21 protein-coding genes are annotated in these 24386 nt (G+C 60.9%); 13 read left to right on the top strand and 8 right to left on the bottom strand.

The window, feature by feature from the left end; translation table 11 throughout:
- Position 1: 1 nt before the first annotated feature.
- The 7 genes from GSP01_RS06860 (at position 2) to GSP01_RS06890 (ending at position 6201) form a co-directional block, all read left to right on the top strand.
- Entirely contained in the window at positions 2 to 478 is a 477-nt protein-coding gene (locus GSP01_RS06860; RefSeq protein WP_141352059.1) for a CHAP domain-containing protein, read from the top strand.
- Between the two features lie 71 nt (positions 479 to 549).
- Positions 550 to 804, top strand: coding sequence for a twin-arginine translocase TatA/TatE family subunit (locus GSP01_RS06865; RefSeq protein ID WP_141352061.1), 255 nt, complete (start codon positions 550 to 552; stop codon positions 802 to 804).
- The gene (locus tag GSP01_RS06870) at positions 804 to 1430 is read left to right on the top strand and encodes a methylthioribulose 1-phosphate dehydratase (RefSeq protein WP_141352063.1); all 627 of its coding nucleotides are present in this window, start codon (positions 804 to 806) and stop codon (positions 1428 to 1430) included. Before GSP01_RS06865 ends, GSP01_RS06870 begins: the two co-directional genes overlap by 1 nt.
- A gap of 2 nt (positions 1431 to 1432) precedes the next feature.
- Positions 1433 to 1978, top strand: coding sequence for a 1,2-dihydroxy-3-keto-5-methylthiopentene dioxygenase (locus tag GSP01_RS06875; protein WP_141352065.1), 546 nt, complete (start codon positions 1433 to 1435; stop codon positions 1976 to 1978).
- Between the two features lie 9 nt (positions 1979 to 1987).
- Complete coding sequence (mtnC, locus tag GSP01_RS06880; protein ID WP_141352067.1) at positions 1988 to 2671, top strand: acireductone synthase; 684 nt, start codon at positions 1988 to 1990, stop codon at positions 2669 to 2671.
- On the top strand, positions 2668 to 3591 hold the full coding sequence (locus GSP01_RS06885; RefSeq protein WP_141352069.1) for a bifunctional riboflavin kinase/FAD synthetase: 924 nt from the start codon (positions 2668 to 2670) through the stop codon (positions 3589 to 3591). The genes mtnC and GSP01_RS06885 overlap by 4 nt, the downstream gene beginning before the upstream one ends.
- Before the next feature lie 210 nt (positions 3592 to 3801).
- A complete protein-coding gene (locus tag GSP01_RS06890; protein ID WP_141352071.1) occupies positions 3802 to 6201 on the top strand; it encodes a TonB-dependent receptor in 2400 nt (799 codons plus the stop codon).
- On the opposite strand, the gene GSP01_RS06895 is transcribed toward GSP01_RS06890, so the two are convergent.
- Positions 6198 to 6974 (bottom strand): tetratricopeptide repeat protein, encoded by a 777-nt coding sequence (locus GSP01_RS06895; RefSeq protein WP_141352073.1) that lies wholly within the window; start codon positions 6972 to 6974, stop codon positions 6198 to 6200. The two genes, GSP01_RS06890 and GSP01_RS06895, sit on opposite strands and share 4 nt — an antisense overlap.
- Complete coding sequence (locus tag GSP01_RS06900; RefSeq protein ID WP_255320879.1) at positions 6974 to 7945, bottom strand: TraB/GumN family protein; 972 nt, start codon at positions 7943 to 7945, stop codon at positions 6974 to 6976. The genes GSP01_RS06895 and GSP01_RS06900 overlap by 1 nt, the downstream gene beginning before the upstream one ends.
- A 178-nt stretch (positions 7946 to 8123) precedes the next feature.
- Between GSP01_RS06900 and ileS the strand changes: the two genes are divergently transcribed.
- The 5 genes from ileS (at position 8124) to dld (ending at position 15893) form a co-directional block, all read left to right on the top strand.
- A complete protein-coding gene (gene ileS, locus GSP01_RS06905; protein WP_141352075.1) occupies positions 8124 to 10982 on the top strand; it encodes an isoleucine--tRNA ligase in 2859 nt (952 codons plus the stop codon).
- Entirely contained in the window at positions 10982 to 11494 is a 513-nt protein-coding gene (lspA, locus tag GSP01_RS06910; RefSeq protein ID WP_141352077.1) for a signal peptidase II, read from the top strand. The genes ileS and lspA overlap by 1 nt, the downstream gene beginning before the upstream one ends.
- Positions 11495 to 11559: 65 nt before the next feature.
- Positions 11560 to 12132 (top strand): DUF3035 domain-containing protein, encoded by a 573-nt coding sequence (locus GSP01_RS06915; protein ID WP_141352079.1) that lies wholly within the window; start codon positions 11560 to 11562, stop codon positions 12130 to 12132.
- A gap of 89 nt (positions 12133 to 12221) precedes the next feature.
- A complete protein-coding gene (gene mutL, locus GSP01_RS06920; RefSeq protein WP_141352081.1) occupies positions 12222 to 14081 on the top strand; it encodes a DNA mismatch repair endonuclease MutL in 1860 nt (619 codons plus the stop codon).
- A gap of 81 nt (positions 14082 to 14162) precedes the next feature.
- Entirely contained in the window at positions 14163 to 15893 is a 1731-nt protein-coding gene (gene dld / locus GSP01_RS06925) for a D-lactate dehydrogenase (protein ID WP_141352083.1), read from the top strand.
- Positions 15894 to 15908: 15 nt separating this feature from the next.
- Here the strand turns inward: dld and GSP01_RS06930 are convergent, their stop codons facing one another.
- The 5 genes from GSP01_RS06930 to GSP01_RS06950 form a co-directional block, all read right to left on the bottom strand.
- On the bottom strand, positions 15909 to 18050 hold the full coding sequence (locus GSP01_RS06930) for a TonB-dependent receptor (RefSeq protein WP_141352085.1): 2142 nt from the start codon (positions 18048 to 18050) through the stop codon (positions 15909 to 15911).
- 113 nt (positions 18051 to 18163) lie between these two features.
- Positions 18164 to 18586: a DUF2946 family protein gene (locus GSP01_RS06935; RefSeq protein ID WP_141352087.1), complete on the bottom strand. Its 423-nt coding sequence runs from the start codon at positions 18584 to 18586 to the stop codon at positions 18164 to 18166.
- A gap of 103 nt (positions 18587 to 18689) precedes the next feature.
- Positions 18690 to 19580, bottom strand: a complete 891-nt coding sequence (locus tag GSP01_RS06940; protein WP_141352089.1) for an EamA family transporter — start codon at positions 19578 to 19580, stop codon at positions 18690 to 18692.
- A gap of 2 nt (positions 19581 to 19582) precedes the next feature.
- Positions 19583 to 21598 carry a DNA topoisomerase IV subunit B gene (gene parE, locus GSP01_RS06945; protein ID WP_141352091.1) on the bottom strand — a complete coding sequence of 672 codons (2016 nt, stop codon included), beginning with the start codon at positions 21596 to 21598 and terminating at the stop codon, positions 19583 to 19585.
- 67 nt (positions 21599 to 21665) lie between these two features.
- On the bottom strand, positions 21666 to 22226 hold the full coding sequence (locus tag GSP01_RS06950) for a hypothetical protein (protein WP_141352093.1): 561 nt from the start codon (positions 22224 to 22226) through the stop codon (positions 21666 to 21668).
- A 312-nt stretch (positions 22227 to 22538) separates the two neighbouring features.
- Here GSP01_RS06950 and GSP01_RS06955 point away from each other — a divergent pair, with 312 nt between their 5' ends.
- Entirely contained in the window at positions 22539 to 23084 is a 546-nt protein-coding gene (locus GSP01_RS06955) for a hypothetical protein (RefSeq protein WP_373320010.1), read from the top strand.
- 149 nt (positions 23085 to 23233) lie between these two features.
- Here GSP01_RS06955 and GSP01_RS06960 read toward each other — a convergent pair whose 3' ends face one another.
- Positions 23234 to 24382 (bottom strand): OmpA family protein, encoded by a 1149-nt coding sequence (locus tag GSP01_RS06960; protein ID WP_141352095.1) that lies wholly within the window; start codon positions 24380 to 24382, stop codon positions 23234 to 23236.
- Positions 24383 to 24386 lie beyond the last annotated feature (4 nt).

Consider the following 24386-nt stretch of genomic DNA (forward strand, 5'->3'; position numbering starts at 1 on the left):
CATGACATTCCGCTTCCTGCCGCTCGGCCTTCTCGTGATGCTCGCAGCCTGTGGCAACCGCTACGAATACAGCCGCGCCAGCTTTAACGGCCCGTTGCAATGCGCGCCCTATGCCCGCGAACGCACCGGGCTGAAACTGAGAGGAAGCGCGGCTTCATGGTGGGGGCAGTCCAGCGGGCGCTATGCCCACACCCATACGCCCCGTCCCGGAGAAGTACTGGTTTTCCGCGCCACGTCCCGTGTTCCGAGCGGTCATGTTTCCATCGTGCGCCGACAGGTCTCGGATCGCACGATCCTCGTCGATCACGCCAACTGGGAACCTGGACGCATTGATCGTGCCGTTCCCGTCACGGACGTCTCGGCCCGCAATGATTGGACGCTGGTCCGCGTCTGGTGGGCACCGGTTCATGGTCTGGGAAGGCGTTCCTATCCGACTTACGGCTTCATTTCCCCACGGGACAGTGACGACTCTTCCTGAGAGGAACGCTTGCACAATCGTCCAAGCCTTGCCACATGAGGGGAAGCCTTGGCTTTTCGGAGTAACACACTATGGGTAGCATGAGCCCCGTTCACTGGCTGATCCTGGCGGTCGTCCTGCTTGTCGTGTTTGGCGGTGGCGGCAAGATCAGCGGCCTGATGGGAGACTTCGCGAAGGGCATCAAGTCCTTCAAGAAGAACATGGCCGACGATGAATCTATGACTGCGACGGACGCCACGCAGGCTCCGGGTCATATCTCTCCGCCGAACCAGAATCCCGGCTACAGCCAGACGACCAGCAGCGAAACGCACCGTAACCAGGCCTGATGCAGAACCTCAAGGTTGATGAAGGTTGGGGCAATGCTTGCCGCCAGATCGTGCAGGCTGGCCAGCGGATGGACCAGCGCGGTTGGGTTCCGGCCACGGCGGGGAACCTGTCCTGTCGCCTGCCGGACGGTCGCATCGCGATCACGCGCTCAGGTGGCCACAAGGGCTTTCTGACCGATAGCGACGTCATCGAGATCACGCCGGACGGCCTGCCGGTCGATCCCGCCAATCGCGCGAGTGCGGAAACGCTGCTGCACACGCAGCTTTACGCCCATGACCCCGCGATCGGCGCCGTGCTGCATGGCCATTCCGTCGCCGCGACTATTCTTTCGATGGATGAACCGTCCGACGCGATCACACTGGCAGGCTATGAAGTTCTCAAGGTCTTCGAAGGCCAGACGACCCACGACACGAGCCTCGAACTGCCCCTGTTTCACAACGATCAGGACATCGCCCTGCTGGCCACGGTTGTTGCGCCAAAGCTCGCGGATATGCGCCTCGGCTATCTGATTCGCGGCCACGGCGTCTATGTCTGGGGCAAGGACATGTTCACGGCCCTGGCCCGCCTCGAAGGGCTTGAGTTCCTGCTGGCCTGCGAACTCGCCCGTCTGCAGAAGAAGGCCTGACCATGAGCCGCCTGACCGTTTACCGCGATGATGCTCCCGACACGATCCTGCTGGACGTCACTACGCCCGGCGAGATTGCGGAGACCCTGCGTCCTCACAATATCCGCTTTGACCGCTGGTCGGCTCCCGTCACACCGGCACCGGACGCCCCGGCAGAAGATGTTCTCGAGGCTTACCGACCCTATCTCGACACGCTGATGGGTGAGACAGGCGCAGGCAGTGCGGACGTGGTGCGGATCAACGCGTCTACGCCAAACCTTCCGGAACTCCGGAAAAAATTTCTGTCCGAGCATACCCACAGCGAAGACGAAGTCCGCTTCTTCGTGCACGGGCAGGGCGCGTTCGTCCTGCATATCCGAGGGCGCGTCTATTCCGTCTTGTGCACCCAAGGGGACCTGATCTCTGTTCCTGCAGGCATCCCGCACTGGTTCGACGCCGGGCCGAAGCCGGACGTGGTGGCCCTGCGCGTCTTCACCGACACGACCGGCTGGATCGCGCAATATACCGGCGATGATATTGCCAACCGCTTCCCCGCTGAAGTTCCCTGAAAGTCCCCCATGATCCGTCTCGTCCTGCTTGATATCGAGGGCACAACCCTGCCGATCTCTTTCGTGCGGGACGTCATGTTCCCCTATGCGGCGAAAGCCCTTCCGGCCCTGCTTCAGGACCACACGAACCCGACGGTCGTGGCGGCGCGGGCGGATATCGTCATGGAGCACCCGGGGCAGGACCCGCTGAAAGTCTGTCAGGACTGGATGAAGGCGGACGTGAAGGCAGCCCCTCTCAAGACGCTTCAGGGCCTGACCTGGCGTCAGGGGTTCGAGGACGGCACCCTTCGGGCCGACCTGTATCCGGATGTGCCACCCGCTCTTAAAGCATGGTCGAAAGGCGGCCTGCGTCTGGCGGTCTACTCGTCCGGCTCCATCCCGTCCCAGAAGCTGCTTTACGGTCATACGGCACAGGGCGATCTGACGCCCCTGTTCGAAGACTTCTTCGATCTTTCGACCGGTGGAAAAAAAGACGCCGAATCCTACGAAAAGATCACCGCCGCCGTCGGCCTGCCCGCAGACGAAATCTTGTTCCTGTCCGATATCGGCGCAGAGTTGGACGCTGCCCGGGCGGCGGGTATGAGCGTCTGCCAACTCGTTCGCGAACAGGACGGCACCGTCCCACATCCGGGTGTCGCGCAGGCCCCGGATCTAACTTCGGTCGCCAGTCAGTTCGGCCTGCCCGTCGCATGATTGTGCACACGGACTGGCGCAATATTCCCGCCTCCGCCCGCAATACGGTGGCAGCACTCGGCAATTTCGACGGCGTGCATCGCGGCCATGTCCACCTTCTCGACACTTTGCGGATGGCCCGACCAGATCATCCGCTGTCGGTCGTTACGTTCGACCCGCATCCCCGCACGCTGTTCCGCCCGCAGGACCCGCCGTTCCGTCTGATGCTGCCGGATGTCCGCGCCGCAGCCCTTGGCGAGCAGGGCGTTGAGCACGTCTTTCAGATCCCATTCGATGCGGAATTCTCCCGTCTGAGTGCCGACCGGTTCGTAAACGATGTCCTCGTGAAGGGCCTCGGTGTGGCGCACGTGGCCTGCGGCGCAGATTTCGCATTCGGCCACCGTCGTCACGGCAATATCGACCGTCTTGAGGCGCTTCTCGCGCCACACGGAATCGGCCTGACCATCGTGCCCCAGCTTGCCGATGATGGCGGTCCGATCTCCTCAAGTCGCATCCGTCGCCTGTTGCAGGAAGGTTATCCCGAGCGTGCAGCCGAGGAACTGGGCCGTCTCTGGAGCATCGCCGGTCCTGTCATGCACGGAGACCAACGCGGGCGGCTTCTCGGTTTTCCGACGGCCAATATTCCTCTAACCCAACATCTCGAACCCGCGCGCGGCGTCTATGCCGTCCGCGTTACACTGCCCGATGGCCGTATCGTTCCCGGTGTCGCTAATATCGGCCGTCGTCCCACGATCAATGACGGTCGGGAAAGCCGTCTTGAAGTCCATCTCTTCGACTTCAACGAAGATCTGTACGACCAGACCCTCAGCGTTGCCCTGATCGCGCTGCTGCGTGAGGAAAAGAAATTTTCCAGTCTGGAGGAACTCAAGGCCCAGATTGCAGCGGATGCCGCGCAGGCCCGCTTTATCCTGGGCATATGACGACCTCGATTTTTCCTTTTTTCAGCGTCGTTGAATCCCCTTCTCCAGTCCAGGAAAGGGGATTTTTATTACGCATTGTTCTGTGTCATTTATGTCACGTTTGGCATAGAGAATGAGAATCTTTCGCAATGTTGCTGAATCTGTATTGAGAATTATTCGCATTAACTCTTTAAGGGCAGCATCCGTTTTCGTTTGCAGGATCATGATCCGATGTCGTCCAGAACACCTCGTCACCCTTTGGGTCCCCTGTCCCTTGCTGCTGGTCTGACGCTCGTCTGCTCCGCCGCCCACGCACAGGACGATAGCCGGCATCATCACAAGGCCCGTCGCCACCCTGTTTCCAAAAATAACGTAGCGAACCTCCAGTCATCCAAGGCCCCTCAGCCTAAAGCTCCCACATCGGGGACTGCTCCGAAAACGGCGGACAACAGCATCGTCGCAACGCCTGAGGAAGCCGAACACCTGCAGGTCGTCGGCTCACCGATGAACACGTTGCAGACCCCCATCGGCATCGGCCGGATGCCTGAAGACGTCCTGCACACGCCGCAGACGATCAACGTTGTGCCCAAGCTCCTGATGGAACAGCAGAACGTCAAATCTCTCGACGAGGCCCTCCGCAACGTGCCGGGCATTACAGCATCGGTCGGGGAGGGCGAGGGTGGTATGGCAGGCGACCAGTTCTTGATCCGTGGCTTTCAGGCCCAGAACGACATCTACGAGAACGGCCTGCGCGATTTCGGCGTCTATACCCGTGACAGCTTTGATTACGATCATGTCACGGTCATCAAAGGGCCGTCCTCGGAAGTCTTCGGCAATGGGACGACGGGTGGCGCCATCAACATCAGCACCAAGGTCGCGCATCTCGGGGACAGCTATGGCGGCAGCTTCTCGGGCGGGTCTGCGGATTATTATCGCGGCACGCTCGATTTCAACAAACAGATCGGGGATTCCACGGCCATCCGCATCACCGGCATGGGCAACGAGAACAATACCGTCGGCCGGGATAATGTTTTCTCCCATCGTTGGGGGATTGCCCCGTCCATCGCTTTCGGTCTGGGCAAACGTACGACCTTCACGCTGGAATATTTCCACCAGACGGATAACCGTGTGCCGGATTATGGTGTGCCGGTCGTCACCAAGCCGGGGACAAGCATTGCGAAGCCACTTACGGAGTATGGTCTGAACCGCAATAACTGGTACGGCACAACGTATGATCAGGATGCATCGAATGTGGACATGCTGACGGCACGCCTGAAATTCGACCTGAACAAGAACATCACGTTCTACAACGATGCTCGCGGTGGCATGTACAGTCGGTACTTCTCCGCGTCACAGCCAGGCTGTGATACGACCTGCGCCGCTAATTATTTCACTGATCCTGAAGCGGCGACCATCAATCGTCGTGGTCATCTTGGCGGTCCGGAGCCCTATCAGCAGAACGACTGGTCCGTGCAGGACGTGTTCTCGGGCATTGCGAAATTCTCGACTGGCAGCATTCGTCACCAGATGATCGCCGGTGTCGATATCTCGCACGTTTATGATCGTCGCACGAACTATGCGTATAATTTTAACGGCCAGAACGGCACGAAAGCAGACACGACGAGCCTGCTGCACCCATCCGCCACCCAGCCCGGTCTTCTGCTCGGGACGCTTGGCCAGTATAGTGGTAATCTCGTAAACATATCCGGTGTTGGTCATGCCATGTACAAGACGGGCGATGCCACCGATGTTGGTGCGTTCTTCTCTGAACAGATGTGGCTGGTACCCTGGTTCTCGATCCGTGGCGGCTTTCGCTGGGATCACTGGGACAGTCATTATTCCGCTAATGGGGGCACGGCCGGTGCCGGCGTGTCTTACGGACAGACGCAGGACACGTTCAATCCGACCGTCAGCCTGATGTATACGCCGACCAGCAATGCCATGGTCTATTTCAACTGGGCGCAGTCCACCACGCCGCTTGGCCTGTATGTGACGAACAGCTCCGAACCCCTGAAATCATCCACGCAGGGTTTCAGCCCCGAGCGCAGCAGTCTTTACGAACTGGGTGCGAAGTATAGCGCTTTTCATGGCCGCATGGGCTTTGCGGCCTCCGTATTCCGGCTGGAGAAGGGTAACGCCCTCATGACCGATCCTACAACGGGGAATGTGTCATCTTCCAGCGACCGCCAGCGCAATCAGGGCGTCGAACTCAGCGTCTCGGGCGAGATCCTCAAGAACTGGACCATGATCGGCACTTACGCTTATTATGACGCCACCACTGTCTGGTCTCAGACCGCTGCCAATATCGGTAAGCGTATTCAGTACGCTCCGAAGAATTCGGCCACGATCTGGTCCACCTACACGATCGCGCCCAACCGCCCCTGGAACGTCACGTTCGGCGGCGGCCTGACATGGCGCGATGGAGTTTACCTGAATGCCGCGAATACGGGCTGGGTGCCTGCGACCGTGGAATGGGATGCCGTGGTGTCGCATAATTTCGGCAAGCACTGGCGCGTGGCCATGAACGGCTACAACCTCGACAACCGCCTGAACTACAGCAACCTGTTCAGCGACCGCGCCACCCCGGCGGTCGGGCGTTCTTTCCTCTTCAATCTTTCGGCGAATTACTAAGTCGAAACGCCCCCGCCTGAAGGAGAAATTCCCATCCCCTTCAGGCGTTCGCGGACCCGCTCCAGTAGGGCCGCATCACCTTGCGGCCCCAGCACCGTGAGCTTCTGGTCCATCGCCAGCAGGATGTCGGATGTCGCATCCACAACCGCCTGACGCCACCAGTCCAGTGCCTCTTCGGTTTTTCCGGCGTCTACTAGAGCTGTCGCATAATTGTGCTGCCCTCGGTAATCGCCGCCTTCGGCCGATTTCCGGTACCAGTCCAGCGCCGCTGCCCGGTCCTGTGGTACGACCCAGCCTTCTTCCAGAAACCGCGCATAGAGATTCATGGATTTCGCATGACCGTGACCAGCTGCCGTGCGGAACAGATCCAGCGCGCGCGGCAGATCCGCGTTCATGCCGATCCCCCGCATGGTCATGATGCCCAGATTGTAACGCCCCCATTCGTCGCCCGCGGTGGCGGCGGCCTCATAACAACGCGCGGCCTGCTGAAGGTCCTTCCTGCAGCCCCAGCCGAACTGGAAACACCGACCACGCATGTTGTGTCCCGGGCCGAACCCGGCATCTGCCGCGATCGTGAACCAGTCCAGAGCGGCTACCGGATCACGCGGGATATACACGCTGTCCAGCAGAACCTGTCCCCATTGCACGATCTGAAGGTGCTGCCCTTTGAGTGCGCCCTGTCGGATTTCCTCGATTTGCGGCGGCAGGACAGGGGGCGCAGGTCGATGCGTGGACGCCCTGCGGCTTAGGAATTTCTGAACGATCCGTTTCATCAGAGTGCGGGTACGATCTGTTGGACCTCGAACCCGTCCTTGCGGAGCAGGCTGGGCAGCCCTTTCTGTCCCGCCATGTGCAGGGATCCTACGGCCGCGAACAGCGATGTGCCGCTCTCATGGATATTCTCGATTTTTTGCGCCATTCCGACATTCCTATCATCCAGGAGCCGCGTCATGAAGCGCCGTTCTTGCGCGGTATTCAGGCAGTCGCACCAATCCGGATAATGATCCAGCCGTTTTACGTCGCTCGATGCCCACATCTCCGCCAGACGTTGGTTCTCGGCCTGCGTCTTGCCGGAAGACACGCCCTTGATGATGTCATCAACAAAAGCATCTTCATCTGCCTGATCCGGTCCAATCAGTAAGTCCCGCTGCATTTGTACTGTCTCCAGTCCGACCAGGGGCTTTTTTAGACTGCCTGTCATGCCCTGCAGAACGCTATCCACGGCATAATCCGGATAATATCCGTCCTGCCGTGAGGCTAGGGATTCTATGCCTGCCGCTTCCACGCCAACCGCCACATGTGCGAATGCTGCGCTGGGTACACATTGCTGATCCATAAGTGCATCTACTTTTGCCTTGCGCCCCGACTGGACGAGATGCGACCATCGGGCGGGGTCTTCCGGCTGTCGTAGCGTGGTGGCCATGTCCGGGGTGTTCAGATCAAGCTCAAGGGCGACCTCGCTGCTGTGCAGGATCGCGGCGCGTGTTAGTGGACCGGGTAGCAGCCAGTCTTGTTTCGCCACATGCAACGTCCCATACAGCCAAGAAGAGTGACCGTCTTTCGTCACTTTCCACAGGAAGCCCCTGTCCGGTGCCGTCTGGAACATCTGTGCCATCCGGGCCTTATCCGGCACGCTTGCCGGAGCCGGACAACGGGGAGACTGCGCGTGTGCGGCCATGTCGAACCCCGCACAGACGCCCAGAACGGCTCCTGCAACAGACTGGAAGAGACGAAGTGCGTTCACGGTTCTGCCTTCTGAAAAAGCGCCATATCCCGCATCATCCGCCAGTCCCGCTGTCCCGGCAACCCGCTTTGAGGCGGCCCTGCATTGCTGCCGCCCTCAACCCTGGACTTGACCGGATTGGCTCCCGATCTCCATATGGTCCCCCTTAGTGTGAATGACCGAAACTGGCCCGTCCCCCATGTCCGATAAGACTCCCGATCCTTCCGTCGCCGCATTCAAGGAACAGCAGGACCGCTACCGCGACACTGTGTTCCTCCCCCGCACCGGCTTTCCGATGCGCGGCGGCCTGCCCAAGCGCGAGCCTGAGACGCTCGCCCGCTGGGCTGCGATGGGTCTGGACGACAGGATCCGTGAAGCCGGGAAGGGACGTCCCGTCTTCACGCTTCACGACGGCCCTCCCTACGCTAACGGCCACATTCACATCGGACACGCCCTGAACAAAGTGATGAAGGACGTGGTCAACCGCGCCCATCGCATGTCGGGCTACGAAGTTCGTTATCTTCCGGGTTGGGACTGTCATGGCCTGCCGATCGAATGGCGGATCGAGGAACAGTACCGCAAGGCTGGCAAGGACAAGGATCAGGTGCCCCTGCTTCAGTTCCGCGCCGAATGCCGCCAGTATGCTGCCGAATGGGTGCAGAAGCAGGCGGACGATTTCAAGCGCATCGGCGTGCAGGCCGAATGGGCCAACCGCTACGTGACGATGGACTTCAGCTCCGAAGCCAAGATCGTCGATGAAATCGGCAAGTTCCTGCTCAATGGCAGCCTCTATCGCGGCCTGCGCCCTGTCATGTGGAGCCCGGTCGAGAAGACCGCCCTGGCCGAAGCCGAAATCGAATATCACGACATCGACTCCACCACGATCTTCGTGGCCTTCCCGGTCATCAAGGACCCGACGCCCGCCCATGCCCTCGCAGGTGTGTCCGCTGTCATCTGGACGACCACGCCCTGGACCATTCCGGCCAACCGTGCGCTCGCCTATGGCCCGGATATCACCTATGTCGTCCTGCGGATCGACGAGACGAACGAAAACAGCCTCGTCCCGCAGGGCGCAAAATTGCTGGTAGCCGAAGACCGTGTGGAAGCGTTCTGCACGGAAGCCGGGATCATCGCCTATCATACGCTCTACACTCTTCCGGGCACCGCCCTGGAAGGTGCGGTCTGCGCTCATCCGCTGCGTGGTCGTGGCTACGAATATGATGTGCCCATGTTGCCGGGTGAATTCGTCACCACCGATGCCGGTACGGGCCTCGTCCATATGGCCCCGTCGCACGGTCAGGACGACTTTGCGCTCTGTCGCCAGTACGGCATCGAAGTCCCCGAACTGGTTGAAGACGATGGTCGTTACGCGCCGTGGGTTCCGCATCTGGCCGGTATTCACGTCTTCAAGGCCGCCGATCCGGTCTGTGACCTGCTGACGGAAGCCCGCCAGTCAGCCGAACATGACGACGCACCTGCCACCGGCCTTATGGCCCGCGGCTCGGTCCGTCACTCCTATCCGCATTCCTGGCGCTCCAGAGCCCCGATCATTTTCCGCGCCACGCCGCAATGGTTCATCGCGATGGATGGCGAGACGAAGCTGCGCGAAAAATCCCTGAGCGCGCTGGACAATGTCACCTTCGTCCCCGAAGCGGCCCGCCGCCGCCTGACTTCCATGATCGAGCAGCGTCCCGACTGGTGCATCTCCCGTCAGCGCGCCTGGGGCGTGCCGATCGCGGTCTTCGTTGAGAAACGCACCGGCGAGGTCCTGCGCGACCCCACTGTTATGCAACGCATCGTCGATGCGTTCCGTGAGAAGGGGGCCGATGTCTGGTATGAGGCCGATCCGGCCGTGTTCCTTGGCGCCGATCGCAATCCTGCCGATTACGAACAGGTTTTCGACATCGTAGATGTCTGGTTTGAAAGTGGTTCGTCCCATCGCTTCGATCTGGGGCAGGAGGGGCTGAACTTCCCCGCCGATGTCTATCTTGAAGGCTCGGATCAGCATCGCGGCTGGTTCCAGTCCTCCCTGCTGGAAAGCGTCGGCACGATGGGCGTTGCGCCCTACAAGGCACTCGTGACCAACGGCTTCGTCATGGACGAGCAGGGCCGCAAGATGTCCAAGTCGCTGGGCAATGTCGTGGCCCCGTCTGACGTGACTGACAGTCTCGGCGCGGACATCCTGCGTCTGTGGGTCTTGAATTCCGACACAAACGAAGACCTTCGCATCGGGCAGGAAATCCTCAAGCAGCAGGGCGAGCTCTATCGCCGCTTGCGGAACACGCTGCGCTGGCTCCTCGGCGCGCTGGATGGCTTCACGGCTGAAGAGGCCGTGCCTTACGCGGATCTGCCGCCGCTGGAGCAGTATATCCTGCATCGCCTGTCCGAACTGCGCGGCCTGATTTCCAACGCAGTCGAAACGCATCAGTGGGTCGGTGTCTATCCGGCGCTGCACGGGTTTTGCACCACCGATCTCTCGGCGTTCTATTTTGACATCCGCAAAGACGCGATTTACTGCGACGCCAAATCCGATCCGACGCGCCGCGCGGCCCGCACGGTTCTGGATGTTTTGCACCGCGCGCTCTGCACCTGGCTCGCGCCGGTTCTCGTCTTTACAGCAGAAGAAGCTTGGCAGGCCCGCTTCGGCGAAAACGACAGCGTGCATCTTGCGCAGTTCTTCGAGCCGGACGGCGCATGGAACGACCCCGAACTCGGCAACCGCTGGGAAGACATCCGTGCCTATCGTCGCCTTGTCACGACCGAGTTGGAAACGGCTCGCCGTGACGGTACGATCGGCTCCTCGCTCGAAGCCAGTGTCACGCTGCCTTTGTCGCAGGAAGAGGCTGGGATTTTTGGTGGACTGGACTGGGCCGAACTTCTCATCACGTCTCATGCTGAAACCGAGCTTCTGCCGGGCGACACGGCCCATGGCGGCCCGCAGGTCGAGCGTGCGCCGGGCCATAAATGCGCCCGCTGCTGGAAGGTCCTGTCCGAAGTCGGTGACGATGCAGAACATCCAGCCCTGTGCCGCCGCTGCATCAGCGTGGTGAGTGCCTGATGTCCCTGTGGCATGAAGGCATGAGCCGCACGAGACGCATGGCTCTGGGTTTCGTTCTGTTGCTTCTGGTTCTCGTTCTGGATCAGGCCAGTAAGGACTGGATCCTGTATGTCTATCATCTGCCGGATCGCGGCTCGGTCGAGATCCTGCCGTTCCTGAACTTCACGATGGTTTGGAACCATGCCGTGACCTTTGGTATGTTCGGCGGTCTGGGCAGGCGGGGCCCCTGGATCTTCTGCGGTGTCTCGCTGATCGCGGTGGGGCTTCTGGTCTGGACCCTGACGCGGACGAGGCGCACCTTGGTTGCGGCGTCCTGTGGGGCGATTGCCGGTGGGGCCATAGGCAATGTCATCGACCGCCTGCGCTATGGCGCGGTCGTGGATTTCCTGCATGCCCATGCATTCGGTTGGTCATGGTATGTCTTCAATATCGCGGATTCAGGGATTGTCTGCGGCGTCATCGTCTGGCTAATCGATTCCCTGCTCGCGGAACGTCAGGCAGCAGCCAAGTGATGCGATTGCGGAACTTGTTCCAATGGCTTGCCCCCGCGTCGCGCGGACTGTAGGAGTGTTGCATCATGATCGCGTCCCAGGGGCCCTCCATGCGCCGTAACCGTCTTTCCGTTGCCCGTCTCAGTGTCCAGATGGGTGCCATGGCTTCCGTCGGCCTGCTGCTTTCGGGCTGCTCGGGCGCCGATGTCTCACGCGCGATCGGTCTCGAACGGGCCATGCCCGATGAGTATACCGTTACCACGCGCGCTCCGCTGTCGATGCCGCCTTCTGAGCAGATGCAGCTCCCTGGTGCCGCAGATGCCCATCGTCCGGACGAAAGCCCGCGGATGCAGGCGCTCGAAACCCTGTCGCCGGACACGGCACTGCATCCGGATTCCGGTAAGGGCAGCACCGGCCAGACCGCACTGGTAGGACAGGTGGACAAGTCCGCCAGCGCACCGAACAACGCCGAACTTGGCACGGCAGATGCTGGTTTCGTGGATAACCTGATGTTCTGGAAGGGCGGTAATGCCGGTTCCGTTGTTGATGGTGACGCCGAAAACCGCCGTATCCGCGAGAATTCTGCTCTAGGACGTAATCCCGCAACGGGTGCGACCCCGACCGTCAAAAAGAAGAAGGCCTTCCTCGGCGTTCTCTGAATTACTCTCCGTCCCGACTTTCCCCTGATTGGGTGGACGGGACGGCCCTGTTTGCCGTTCGGCCTCTGTCCGGACGATGAGGAGGCATCGTGTCCGAGGCCCCGTCTTTTTCCCGTCCCACAATCCGTCGTCTTTCCGGCCATGTCATTGACCTGATTGCAGCCGGCGAGGTCATTGAACGCCCCGCCGCTGCCCTCAAGGAACTGGTCGAAAACGCCATTGATTCCGGCGCAACCCGCATCGTAGTCGCGCTGCGTGCAGGCGGGACGGACCGGATCGACGTTACGGATAATGGCTGCGGCATGAATCCGTTTGAGCTGGAACTGGCGGTCGAACGACACTGCACTTCCAAACTTCAGGACGACCATCTCGTCCAGATCCGGACGCTCGGGTTCCGAGGCGAGGCTCTGCCCTCCATCGGCGCCAGCGCGCGGCTCTCCATCACGTCCCGCACGCCCGATGCCGACACCGCCTGGTGCATCCGCGTTGATGGCGGCGTCATTACCCCGCCACAACCCGCTTCCGGCCCGGTCGGCACGCGCATTGTCGTAACGGACCTGTTCTTCGCCACCCCGGCGCGACGCAAGTTCCTTAAGAGCGCGCGCGTCGAGAGCGGGCATGCCGAGTCCGTCATGCGGCGGCTGGCCCTGTCCGCTCCCCATTGTGCCATGCGTGTCCTGCTGGACGACAAGGTCCTGTTCGACCTGCCCGAACAGAGCCCGATCAGTCGTGCGGCGTCCATCCTCGATACCACGCCCGATACACTGATCCCACTCGACGAAAAGCGCGGTGCGGTTCGCCTGTCGGGTTTTGCTTGTGGTCCGGCCCGGACCCGTGCCACCGGATCGGGGCAGTTCATTCTGGTCAACAACCGCCCGGTGACGGACCCCATGCTCCGCACTGCCATCCGTGTGGCGTATCGGCCCGTGATCGAACGTGGACGGTTCCCGGTGATGGCACTGCATCTGACAGTGCCACTGGAACGGCTAGACGTGAATGTCCATCCTGCCAAGACGGAACTGCGTTTCGCCGACGAAGCCGAAATCAGGTCTCTCGTGATTGGCGGTCTGGGCCGGGCGCTGGGTCATGGTTCGAATGGCGGTGGCGGCATTCATGCGAGTTTCGGTTCGCGCCCATCCATCGTTTATCCGTCCCGCCTGGCGGAGCCACAGGGGGCACCGGCCTCTGTTCCGCTACAGGGCAGCCTACCGACCGGTTATGACCCGCGGCCCTCGTCTTTGCCGGACGTCACTTCATCTCTGGCTCGACAGGGTTTTGCGGAAACGGATCCGGCTTTCGCTCCCGCTGCCCGTGCTCCGCAGCAACCTGAAGCGCTTGATCCTGCATTTCCGCTGGGTGCCGCCATTGCGCAGGTCTTTGACACATACATCTTGGCTCTTGCACCCGACGGGGACCTCGTTCTCGTGGACCAGCACGCCGCCCATGAGCGCCTGACACATGAACGCCTGCGCGAACAGTACGCCAATGGTGGCACGCTGCGGTCGCAGGCCTTGCTCCTGCCGGAAGTGGTGGACCTGCCGCGTCGCGAGGCGGAAGCACTTATGGCCCGGTCCGAAGATCTGTCAAAACTGGGGATCGATCTTGAATCTTTCGGCCCCGGCAGTGTTCTTTTACGCTCGGTGCCGGCCCTTTTGGGTGCTCAGGATATTCAGGGGCTTCTGAAGGATGTTGCCGACGAACTGGCCAGCGATCCGGATCTAGACGCTGCCAGTACGGGAAGTTTCTCGCATCATCTGGATGCCATTCTCGCGCGCATGGCATGTCATGGCAGCATCCGCGCAGGTCGTCGCCTCAAGTCAGAGGAAATGGACGCCCTGTTGCGTGAGATGGAACTGACACCGCGTGCAAATACTTGCTCACATGGACGGCCGACATGGCTCAAATTGACACGGCGTGAACTTGAGCGTCTTTTTGGTCGCGTTAAATAACACGTAGGGTTGAAGATCGGTTTCTTGTAACACCATGTTAAGACCAGCGGCGATCGCTTTCGCGGCAAGAAAGACAATAGCATGCCAGCGTCACTAAAAGGCAGTTCCGAGGTCAACAATGCCTCACTCATCCATTCTCTGCGGGCCATCCTGGGCGCGCGACACGTCCTTACGAAGCCGTCAGCGACCTACCGCTTCCGTAAGGGCTTCCGTTTCGGCATGGGCAACGTTGTTGCAGTGTTGCAGCCGGGTAGTCTGGTGGAACTGTGGCGCGCTGCAAAACTCTGTGCTGAAACGGGCCGGGTCATCATCATGCAGGCCGCCAATACCGGTCTGACCGGCGGTTCCACCCCTGACGGCAACGATTATGACCGTGATGTTGTCATCATCAGTACGAACCGCCTGGACGGCATTCACCTGATCGGTAAGGGCAGGCAGGTTGTCTGCCTGCCGGGCTCCACTCTGCATGACCTTGAAGAAAAACTCGCTGCCATTGGCCGTGAGCCTCATTCTGTCATCGGCTCGTCTTGTATCGGTGCCTCGGTTCTTGGCGGTGTCAGCAACAACTCAGGCGGCGCGTTGGTGCAGCGCGGACCGGCTTTCACCGAGATGGCCCTGTTCGGCCAGATGGGTGAGGACGGCAAGCTCCACCTTGTTAACCATCTGGGTATCCGTATTGAAGGCAATCCCGAGCAGATCCTTGCGGCTGTACAATCCGGTCAGTTTCTGGAAAATGCCATCGACTGGAAGGCTGGTCGCGGTCACGACGAGAATTATGCCACTCATGTCCGGGACGTGGATGCCGATACGCCCGCCCGGTTCAATGCCGATCCCAACCGCTGGTATGAAGCTGCGGGATGCGCGGGCAAGCTGGTCGTGTTTGCGGTCCGCCTGGACACATTCGAGGCAAACAAAAACCCGGCCGTGTTCTATATCGGGACGAACAGCACGTCCGATCTTGAAGACCTCCGCCGTCATGCCCTGACCCATTTTGACGAACTGCCGATCGCCGGTGAGTATCTGCACCGCGATGCGTTCGACATCGCCGAGAAATACGGTAAGGACACGTTTGCGGTCATCCGCTATTTTGGCACGAAATACCTGCCGAAATTCTTCTCGATGAAGTCCCGCTTCGACGTTTTCGCTCAGAAGCTGCCGTTCCTGTCCGATCATTTCAGCGATCTGGCGATGCAGGTCCTCAGCCACTTCCTGCCGAAGCAGCTTCCCCGGCGCATGTGCGAGTACCGTGACCGTTTCGAGCATCACCTGATGCTCAAGGTCTCGGCCCCTATGACCGCGCCCGTTCGGACCTATCTGGGACAGTGGGCCTCAGGCACGGGGGGCGCTTTCTTCGAATGTACGCCCGAAGAAGGCAAGCTTGCCTTCCTGCACCGCTTTGCCGCGGCCGGTGCGGCCGTGCGGTACCGCGCAATCCACACGAAAACCGCCGAAGACATCGTGGCGCTCGATGTCGCCCTGCGCCGCAATGATCGTGAGTGGTTCGAGGTTCTGCCGAAGGAGATCGAGGACAAGATCATCGTCAAACTCTATTACGGTCATTTCTTCTGCCATGTGATGCACCAGGATTACGTGATCAAAAAGGGCTACAACGCCATGCAGGTGGAGCACGACATGCTCCCCGGACTGGACGCCCGCGGCGCGCGCTATCCGGCGGAACACAATGTCGGGCATCTCTACAAGGCGCCGGACGAGATGGTCGCCCATTACCGCAGCCTCGATCCGTGCAACTGCTTCAATCCGGGCATTGGCCTTGCGACAAAGACCCGGAACTGGGTTGCCGAGAGCGTCTGACGCTCCCGACTCTCCTTAGAATGCGGCGGTCAGGTTCATGTTGAAAGACCGCCCCATTCCCGGCAACGGCCCCAGAACACCCGTAGCGTCGTAATCCCCCAGCGAGAGGCCGCCCAGCGGCAGGTAATATCGCTGGTTCAGCACGTTCGCGAGCTCGGCATTGAGCGTGAAATACCGCCAGTGATAGGTCCCCCCAAGCCCCAGCAGAGCATAGCCGGGCGTGCGGGGCTCGTTGCGCAGCCAGTCCACGGTGTCCTTGGATTTCACGAGCGTCACCTCGACGCGACCTGTCCAGTTCTCATAGGTCTCGTGCAGCCCGATCAGGCCATTCGCAGGCATCTGGTGATACAGGCCCGAATGCGTGACCAGATCCACACCGCGCACCCAGTTGATGTTCCCGACCAGCTCGCCCCGTCCATAAGCCGTCCTGTCCCACAGGCGCACGGAGCCTGAGGCGTTGATGCCATAGCTCTGGGCGTTGTGATTGACGAAACCCAGCATCGACAGTCCGTTCGAGAAGCTGCTCAACCGCCGGACGTTAATGTAATTGTGCGTATAGGTATAAAACGGCTGGATCTTCAGATCCCAGCGCTGGGTCGGGTTCGGATCATGCCAGTCCACCGTGACACTAGCCGTATTCGCGACCTCGGGCGACAGGTTCAGGTTCCCCACATAGCCGTTGCCATCGCCAAACCAGCCGATCATCCGCGTCGCCATGCTGCCCATGCCCCAGGCATAACGCTCATACAGGTTTGGCGAGCGCGTCTTGCGGGCATAGCCCCCTTCAATGGACAGGCTGTCCAGCGGCTTCCAGCGGCCCGTTGCGGTCACGTCGAAATTGACGTCCGTGCGCCCGCGTGACGCCTGGTTGAACCGCTCCGCCGCCATCGCATCGGCCATGGACATCATCCCGGTCCAGGAATAGGGCGCGACCTTGCCCGTATTCATCATCACCAGATCGTTGCGGAATCCGAGCTGTGTGGAAAAGCGGGGCAGCCACTGCGCGTCCCATTCCGCGAAATGACCCAGCCGGTCCCGATGGCCGTTATTGATGTTGTGATAGGTGCCTGGCCCCATCATCATGCTGCCCTGAAGCGGCGGCCACCAGTCGTTCAGTCCGTTATGGTCGAAGGAACTGCCCAGCTTGAGCGTGTGCTTCAGCCCGAGCGGAATGGTCGCCTTGATCGCATAGGTCGCCGTCCGCGCATCCGTATTCATCGGCATACCCGTGGTCGCGCTGTGACCGCCCTTGTCCGAAAGCATGTCCATGACATGCGTCACCCGCTGCCAGGAGCCGCGCACATCGAGCGTGCCCCAGTCGAAGTCGCCCTTGTACTTGCCGTTCACGAAGGTGGAGCGGTTATTGGTCATGTCCATGTACTGGTTGGGAAAGCCCTCATAGGGGATGTCCTGCTGACCGAAGGTCAGGGCCAGAAGATGGTTGGCCTTCTTCACGCCCAGCGTCACGGCATGGTTGAAGCTCAGATACTCGGTGGACCGCACCTGTTTCCCGCTCCCGCCTGCCTGATAGTCGCTGGCATGGGAATAGGACGCCGTATAACGCAGGCTGAACATGTCATTGGCAACTGTCAGGGACCCTGAAGCCCCCGAACCGCCACCATTGCTGCGATAATCCCCCCGCACATGCCCGGTTACGAGGATATTGCCCGTCTTGGCAAAGAGCGGGTCTTTGCGTTCGATCTCGACGGTCCCGCCGATACTGTCTCCGCCCAGACTCACGGGCGTGATCCCCGCAATCGCCACGGCACGCGAGACGCTGTCCGGATCGACGTAAGACATGGCGGGATTCATATGGTTCGGACAGGCGGCATCAATCCGCATCCCGTCCACGAGCGTCGCCACCCGGTCGTCGGCCATGCCGTTCAGGACAGGCAGGGCGGAGACACCACCTGCAGAATAGGTGCTGTACCCGAGTGCATGGTCCAGAAGATGCGCCGTGTCCGCGTTGCTCGTCCGGGGCTGGCGCAGACCGTTGACGGTCAGATGTTCGGCTTTGCCGGATTCGATGGAATTTGGCTGGGGCAGGGTTTCCTGAGCATAGGCCCCTGAAAAGGCGCTCAGGGTCATAATGATGGTCGTCAGGTACGGGCGCACGTGAGGTGCACCGCCTGCGCGGGTACTGACAAAGGGGAGCATGATTTGCATCCTCGACTGATCTGAAATCCAGTCACGGCGGATCACGTCCTGAAGGGCTCCCGAAACGGGCAGACCACAGGAAGTTCCTTCCTCCGCCATGAGCACGATGGGGGTCAGACGAGGCGAGGTGGTCCTCGGGACGGTGGGAGCAGACGCCAGATCGCTGGCGGTGCGCGTGATGTGCCCGGGTGTTGCCGGATTTGACGTCCTGTGGCCCCACGTGCCGGTACGGCAGGCAGGCTGGCGAGGATGACTGCCAGCAGCTGCAACAGCGGGCAGAGCGGGCAGGTGCCGTCATGAGAATGGTGGTCGTGATGCTGCCCGGTCGTCATTCCGGGCATGGGCCCGGCCATCACCATGGGTGACGGCGCGACATCAATCCCCGTCAGGCGCTCAATCGTCGCCCGTGGACTTTCTTCGGGGTAGGCGCATCCTTGAAGGACCAACTGCCCTAGAAATCCCAGAAGAACCAAGGCGATGACTGCAAGGGCAGACAGATCGGACCGTTGGTTCGAGGAGGGAAAGAGGCGGGACATGACGTCTGCATCTGGCGCGTGTGTCGCAGGCCGGTCAAGGGCGCGAAATACGGCCCATCCCTATATTTCTGTCAGTTTTCAGCCGATTATTGCTCAGGCGGGCTCAGTGGAGCGGCTTCTGCCGCCCTGTCAGGACATTCCCGGCCGATGCCGCCGCGATGCACAGAACGCCCATCCAGCGCATGATGGACAGCGCCTCATGTAGGAAAATAAATCCTGAAAGCGCACCCAGCATGGGTTCCATGCTCAGCAGGATTCCCAGCTCGCGCGGGTTCAGGGTGCGCATCGCCATCATGTCCAGAATATAGGGTACGGCCGAGGAGAGGACCGCGACGCTTAGTGCGGCTCCCCCCTGCCAGGGATGACTCAGCACCGTCGGAATCGTCGGGATCAGGCAGGGTAGCAGCAGGATACCCGCGGTGCTCATGCCCAGAGTGGTGGCGACGGGGGCGGGGAACATCTTGCCCATGCGTGTGCCGGTCAGGATATAGACCACCCACCCACACCCGCTCAGCAGGGCTGCGGCCACGCCAAACAGATTGAGTGATGACAGGTCAGTCGTCGCTCCCTCGGGCCGCAGCAGCAGGACGAGCCCTAGCACCACAAGTCCGGCCCAGCATAGATCCAGCCATCGGCGGGATCCGACCAGTGCCAGCGTCAGAGGGCCAGTGAATTCAAGGGCTACTACGACGCCCAAGGGCAGCCTGACCAGCGCCACATAGAAGCAGAAGTTCATGACCGCGACAGCGGCGCCATAGGGCAGCAGCAGTTTCAGCCGTTCGACGGTCAGCGAACCGCGTGTCGGCCGCCAGATGCATAGCAGGATCACTGCTGCCAGACACACGCGTAGCCCGACCATGCCGGTCGGGCCAAACAGCGGGAACAGTCCTTTCGCGAGCGTTGCGCCGACCTGAAAGGAGGAAATTCCTCCGATCAGACATCCGACGGCCTTGAGCTGGCTATTCGATTCCGTGGAACTGGCCGGTAATGACACGCTCAGACGTCGAGATCGTCAACGGAGCGGGCGTGTTCCTGAATAAAGCGGAACCGCAGTTCCGGCTTGCGGCCCATCAGGCTTTCTACACGTTCGCTGGTCGCCAAACGGTCCTCGGGCGGCGTGATGACGCGCAGAAGCGTCCGCCGGGCCGGGTCCATGGTTGTTTCTTTGAGATCTTTCACTGGCATCTCGCCCAGACCCTTGAACCGCGAGACTTCGACCTTTGCATTGGCCTTGAAATCTGTCTTGATCCGCCGCAGCCGGTCCTGATCGTTCATGGCATAGACCGTCTTTGGTCCATGCGTGATGCGATAGAGCGGAGGCTGGGCCAGATGCAGATGCCCCTGCCGGATCAGTTCGGGCATCTCGCGATAGAAGAACGTCATCAGAAGCGAGGCGATATGCGCTCCGTCCACGTCGGCATCCGTCATGATGATGACGCGCCCATAGCGCAGACGGCTGATATCGAACGATGCCCCGATGCCGCAGCCCAGTGCCTCGGTCAGATCCCGAAGTTCCTGATTGGCCCGCAGCTTGTCGGTCGTGGCGGAGGCCACGTTGAGGATCTTGCCCCGCAGCGGCAGCACGGCCTGTGTCTCGCGGTCGCGCGCCTGACGGGCGGAGCCGCCAGCCGATTCGCCCTCCACGAGGAACAGTTCCGTCTCGGCGGCATTTTCGCGTGTGCAATCCGTCAGCTTGCCCGGAAGGCGCAGCTTGCGCGTGGCGCTCTTGCGGGCCGTGTCCTTGACTTCGCGGCGGCGCAAACGCTCTTCCGCACGTTCCACCATGAAGGCCAGAAGACTGTCCGCCTGTTGCGGATTACCGCCCAGCCAGTGATCCACGCGGTCGCGCAGCGCACCCTCGACCAGTCGCGATGCCTCCTGAGAAGTCAGCTTGTCCTTGGTCTGGCCCTGAAACTGCGGATCGCGAATGAAGACCGAGAGCTTGGCGGCCACGGAGCCGAGTACGTCCTCGGCAGAGATCGCTGCAGCCCGCTTGACCTTGCGCTGATCGCCCCAGGCGCGAAGCCCCTTGACCAGAGCTGCCCGGAAGCCAGCTTCATGCGTGCCACCCTGCGGCGTGGGAATTGTGTTGCAGAACGAGGACAGTGAGGCCGTACCGCTTTCAAGGAAAGCTACCGCCCATTCCACGCGGCCGCCCGTGCGGCCGTCTGCCGCAATCGGCAGCTCGACGTCGCCGGCCCAGATCGGCGTCAGTAGATCCGGATCCGGCCCGAGCTCTGTCGAAAGGGCGTCTTCCAGACCGTTGGGGAACTGAATGGTGGCTTCAACCGGCGTCTCGTCGTCCGCTTTGATGAGGGATGCTTCGCATTTCCACTGAATCGTCACACCTCGGAAGAGTGCCGCCTTGGAGCAGCACATCCGATAGAGCCGGGCAGGAGAGAAGTGATGATTGCCGAAGATTTCCGGGTCGGGCGTAAAACGCACCGTCGTGCCACGACGGTTGGGCGCATTGCCGACTTCCGCCAACGGTGCCAACGAGACACCGCGCACGAAATCCTGCCGGTACAGCGTCCTGTCCCGCGCGACCTCGACTTCCAGCTTCTCGGACAGCGCATTGACGACCGAACTGCCAACGCCATGCAGGCCGCCGGAGGTGTCATAGGCTTTGCCGGAGAACTTTCCGCCTGCGTGCAGTGTGGTGAAAATCACCTCAAGCGCGGATTTCTCGGGAAATTTCGGATGGGGATCGGTCGGGATGCCACGGCCATTGTCGCGCACCATCAGCGTACGCGGGCCTTCCAGCCGTACATCGATGGTCGTGGCGTGCCCGGCCACTGCTTCATCCATCGCGTTATCGAGGATTTCGGAAGCCAGGTGATGATATGCGGTATCATCCGTGCCGCCGATATACATACCCGGACGGCGCCGGACGGGCTCCAGCCCTTCCAGCACCTCAATGTCGTGGGCGCCATATTCCGTGTCGACCGTGCCCTTGCGGGCGCCGCCGGTCCGGGTTTTGCCTGTCTTTCCTGACTCGAACAGATCGCTCATGTCTGCGTTGTCGCTGTCCCGTCACGGAACGTCAAGCGCACGCTTCGCGACAGGATCAGAGATTGGCTCAGGCGCGGTTTGTGTGGCGGGTGGCTGCCCGCTTCGTCACGCCTTTGCGGGAGTGGCGGTCAATGGTCGCCGGAGCTTCGCAGCTCTCATAGGAGGCTGGCTGGGCCACGTCCTTGGCTTCGGCGTAATGGGCGAGGTCGGCCGAGCTTTCGAGGGCGTTGATCTCGTCGAACATCGCCTCGCGTTGCTGGCAGAACACTGTGCCGGATTTCAGTCCACCGAGTGACTGGATGTCGGCAAGCTGCGTGATGTAGTCGTCATGTTCGACCTGCGCGCGACGGCCATAGGTCGTGCGGAAATAGCTGTTCAGACGTTCGTCCGCATTCAGTAGTGCCGGGCGAAACTTGCTGACGAAAGCGTTGTAACGGTCCTGCGCCTTGCACGACAGTGCCGTCACCATCAGCTCGGATTTCAGGCCAGCCACATCGAAGGCTTCGTGAGCGGGCGAGTTGCCGCAGTCCGCAGCGCGGGCGGACAGGGGATGAGCGGCAGCAAGCGTAGCGCAGGAAAGCCCAACAGCAAGCAGGCTCTTGAAGGAACGACGGAAGATCGACGGCATTGACAGACTCCACAAGGCCGGATCGACCGGCCACAACCACTGGAACAGACTACCCGCGGTCGACCCCCCGTGAAAGCTGAATCTGCGTCTGAGGAACGTGCGGCAAGCCCTTAATCCGAAACATGATTTCGTGGCAGAAAATGGGCGCACGCCGTCTCAACAGCAATTTATCCGCCATCAGGCATAAAATACCGTCAAAATGGCCGCTGTCCCTTCACGCAGTCTTTCGCCCCGTGCTGTCCTGTTCTACATCCGAACGTCTGTCCGCCGTGAAAATGCGGCATGTCCAGTCACGATGCGTTGGAGTTGACCGTGCGTCTGCGAGGTTCTGCCATTACCCTGGGTTCGGCACTTGCCGTATCCCTGCTTCTCTCCGGTTGTGCCCAGCAGCCGATCGTCCAGCGTTCCGTGGCTCCGAATCCCTTCGGTTATCAGCGGACCTCCGCTGTCTGTCACGTTTCCGCCGTCAAGAAGGCTGTTGACGGGACAATGAGTGTCGACATGACGGTCCGCAGCGATGATGGGCTGTGCTCCATCGCTATCCAGAAGCCGATGGGTGGCAACTATGCGTCCTTCGGCGTTAATCCGCCGCCGGCTCACGGCAAGGCTTTCCTCTACAATTATGATGGCAAGACCTATGTGGATTACACGCCGGCCACGGCTTATGCCGGAACGGATTCGTTCACGGCCGAGCTGATCCCCGGTGGTGGCCAGAAGCGCGAGCATCTGACGATTCACGCCACGGTGGATGCAACAGGCGTCGTTGTCGCCAAGCCGCCAGCAGTCGTCGCTCCGACGCATGCGAAGACGACTGCTAAGAAAGCCACCGTCCGTCATACGGTGCGCCGCAAGAAGTAAGTCTTTTCCATCACGTTGATGGGTCTGAAAGGGCGGTGAGATTTCTCTCCGCCCTTTTTTGTGTCGGCAGAGCGTATAACAGGTGCAAAAAAACCGGCGACCTCATGAGAAGCCGCCGGTTGACCGGGATCCGGGTCTATTCGTAGGCCTTATTTGAAATCGATTTCCACGCGGCGGTTCTGGGGCTCGCGGGTATTGGCGGCGGTGACCACCAGCGGGTGGCTCTCGCCGAAGCCTTGCGTCGTGATTAGTCCGGCAGCCACGCCATCACGAACCAGCTCTTCCTTGACTGTGTTTGCGCGACGCTGTGAGAGCGCCATGTTGTAGGCCTCGCCACGATGTCCCGGATGGGCGGCGGAGGTATCGGTATAGCCACTGACCTCGATATGCGTGACCTGCACGGAGGTCGAGTTGCGTGCTGCGGCGGCAACAACGGCTTTCGCGCGCGTGCTCAGCTCAGCTGAATCCCAGTCGAAGAACACCAGATAGGTGCGGGTGGGGGCCGGACCCGGGATCGGCATGGGAGCCGCAACCGGCTTCGGCGGCGGGGGCGCAGGATTGAACTCGTAGCGCAATCCCAGCATCAGTGAATGATTGAAGTCCGTGCGGGTATCGCGGTTACCGCTGGACACCCCGAATTCCTTGGTCTTGTCCCAGCCGCCATAGATTCCGGTTGCCGTGGCATGGTGGCCGTTCGGGCCCATCAGCGTGTAAAAGCGGTACTCGGCGGTAGCGGATAGACCCACAACCCAGGGAACAGGGAACGACAGGCCGAAGATGCCCTGATAGGCGAAGTTTCCGGCCGTGCCGCCTACATGCTGGTCAAAGGCGCCGTTCGGGGCACGAACATAGGTGTTCATGGCCTGCCAGCCATAGCCGATACCAGCGCCAAAATACGGAAAGACCCAAGACTTGCCGATATCCATGTCGAACAGGGCATTAGCCATGACGCCATAGCCCTGCTGACGGCCGCCGACGGAAGACGGGAAGGTGCTGGAGCGGAACTGCTGCAGCCGGTTGTTTCGGTAATTGCCTTCGACCTCGACGCGGAATCCGTTTCCGAGTCCGTAGCCCAAGCTGCCAATACCGGTCACACCGGCCTGATAATGGTCACGTCCGCTTGGAAAGACCGGGGACAGGCGTGCGGTCTGGTCCTGATTGAAGCTCGCACCGCCTTCACCTGCAATATACAGGCCTTTGACGGGCTGCGCGGTTGCGGCACCCATGACGAGCATCGAAACGCCTGCAGTGAACCCGGCGCGGGTAAGCCAGGTCCTGACAACGGATCGTTGCGTCATGTCA

Source organism: Gluconobacter sphaericus NBRC 12467 (genome assembly GCF_006539125.1).
Taxonomy (GTDB): domain Bacteria; phylum Pseudomonadota; class Alphaproteobacteria; order Acetobacterales; family Acetobacteraceae; genus Gluconobacter; species Gluconobacter sphaericus.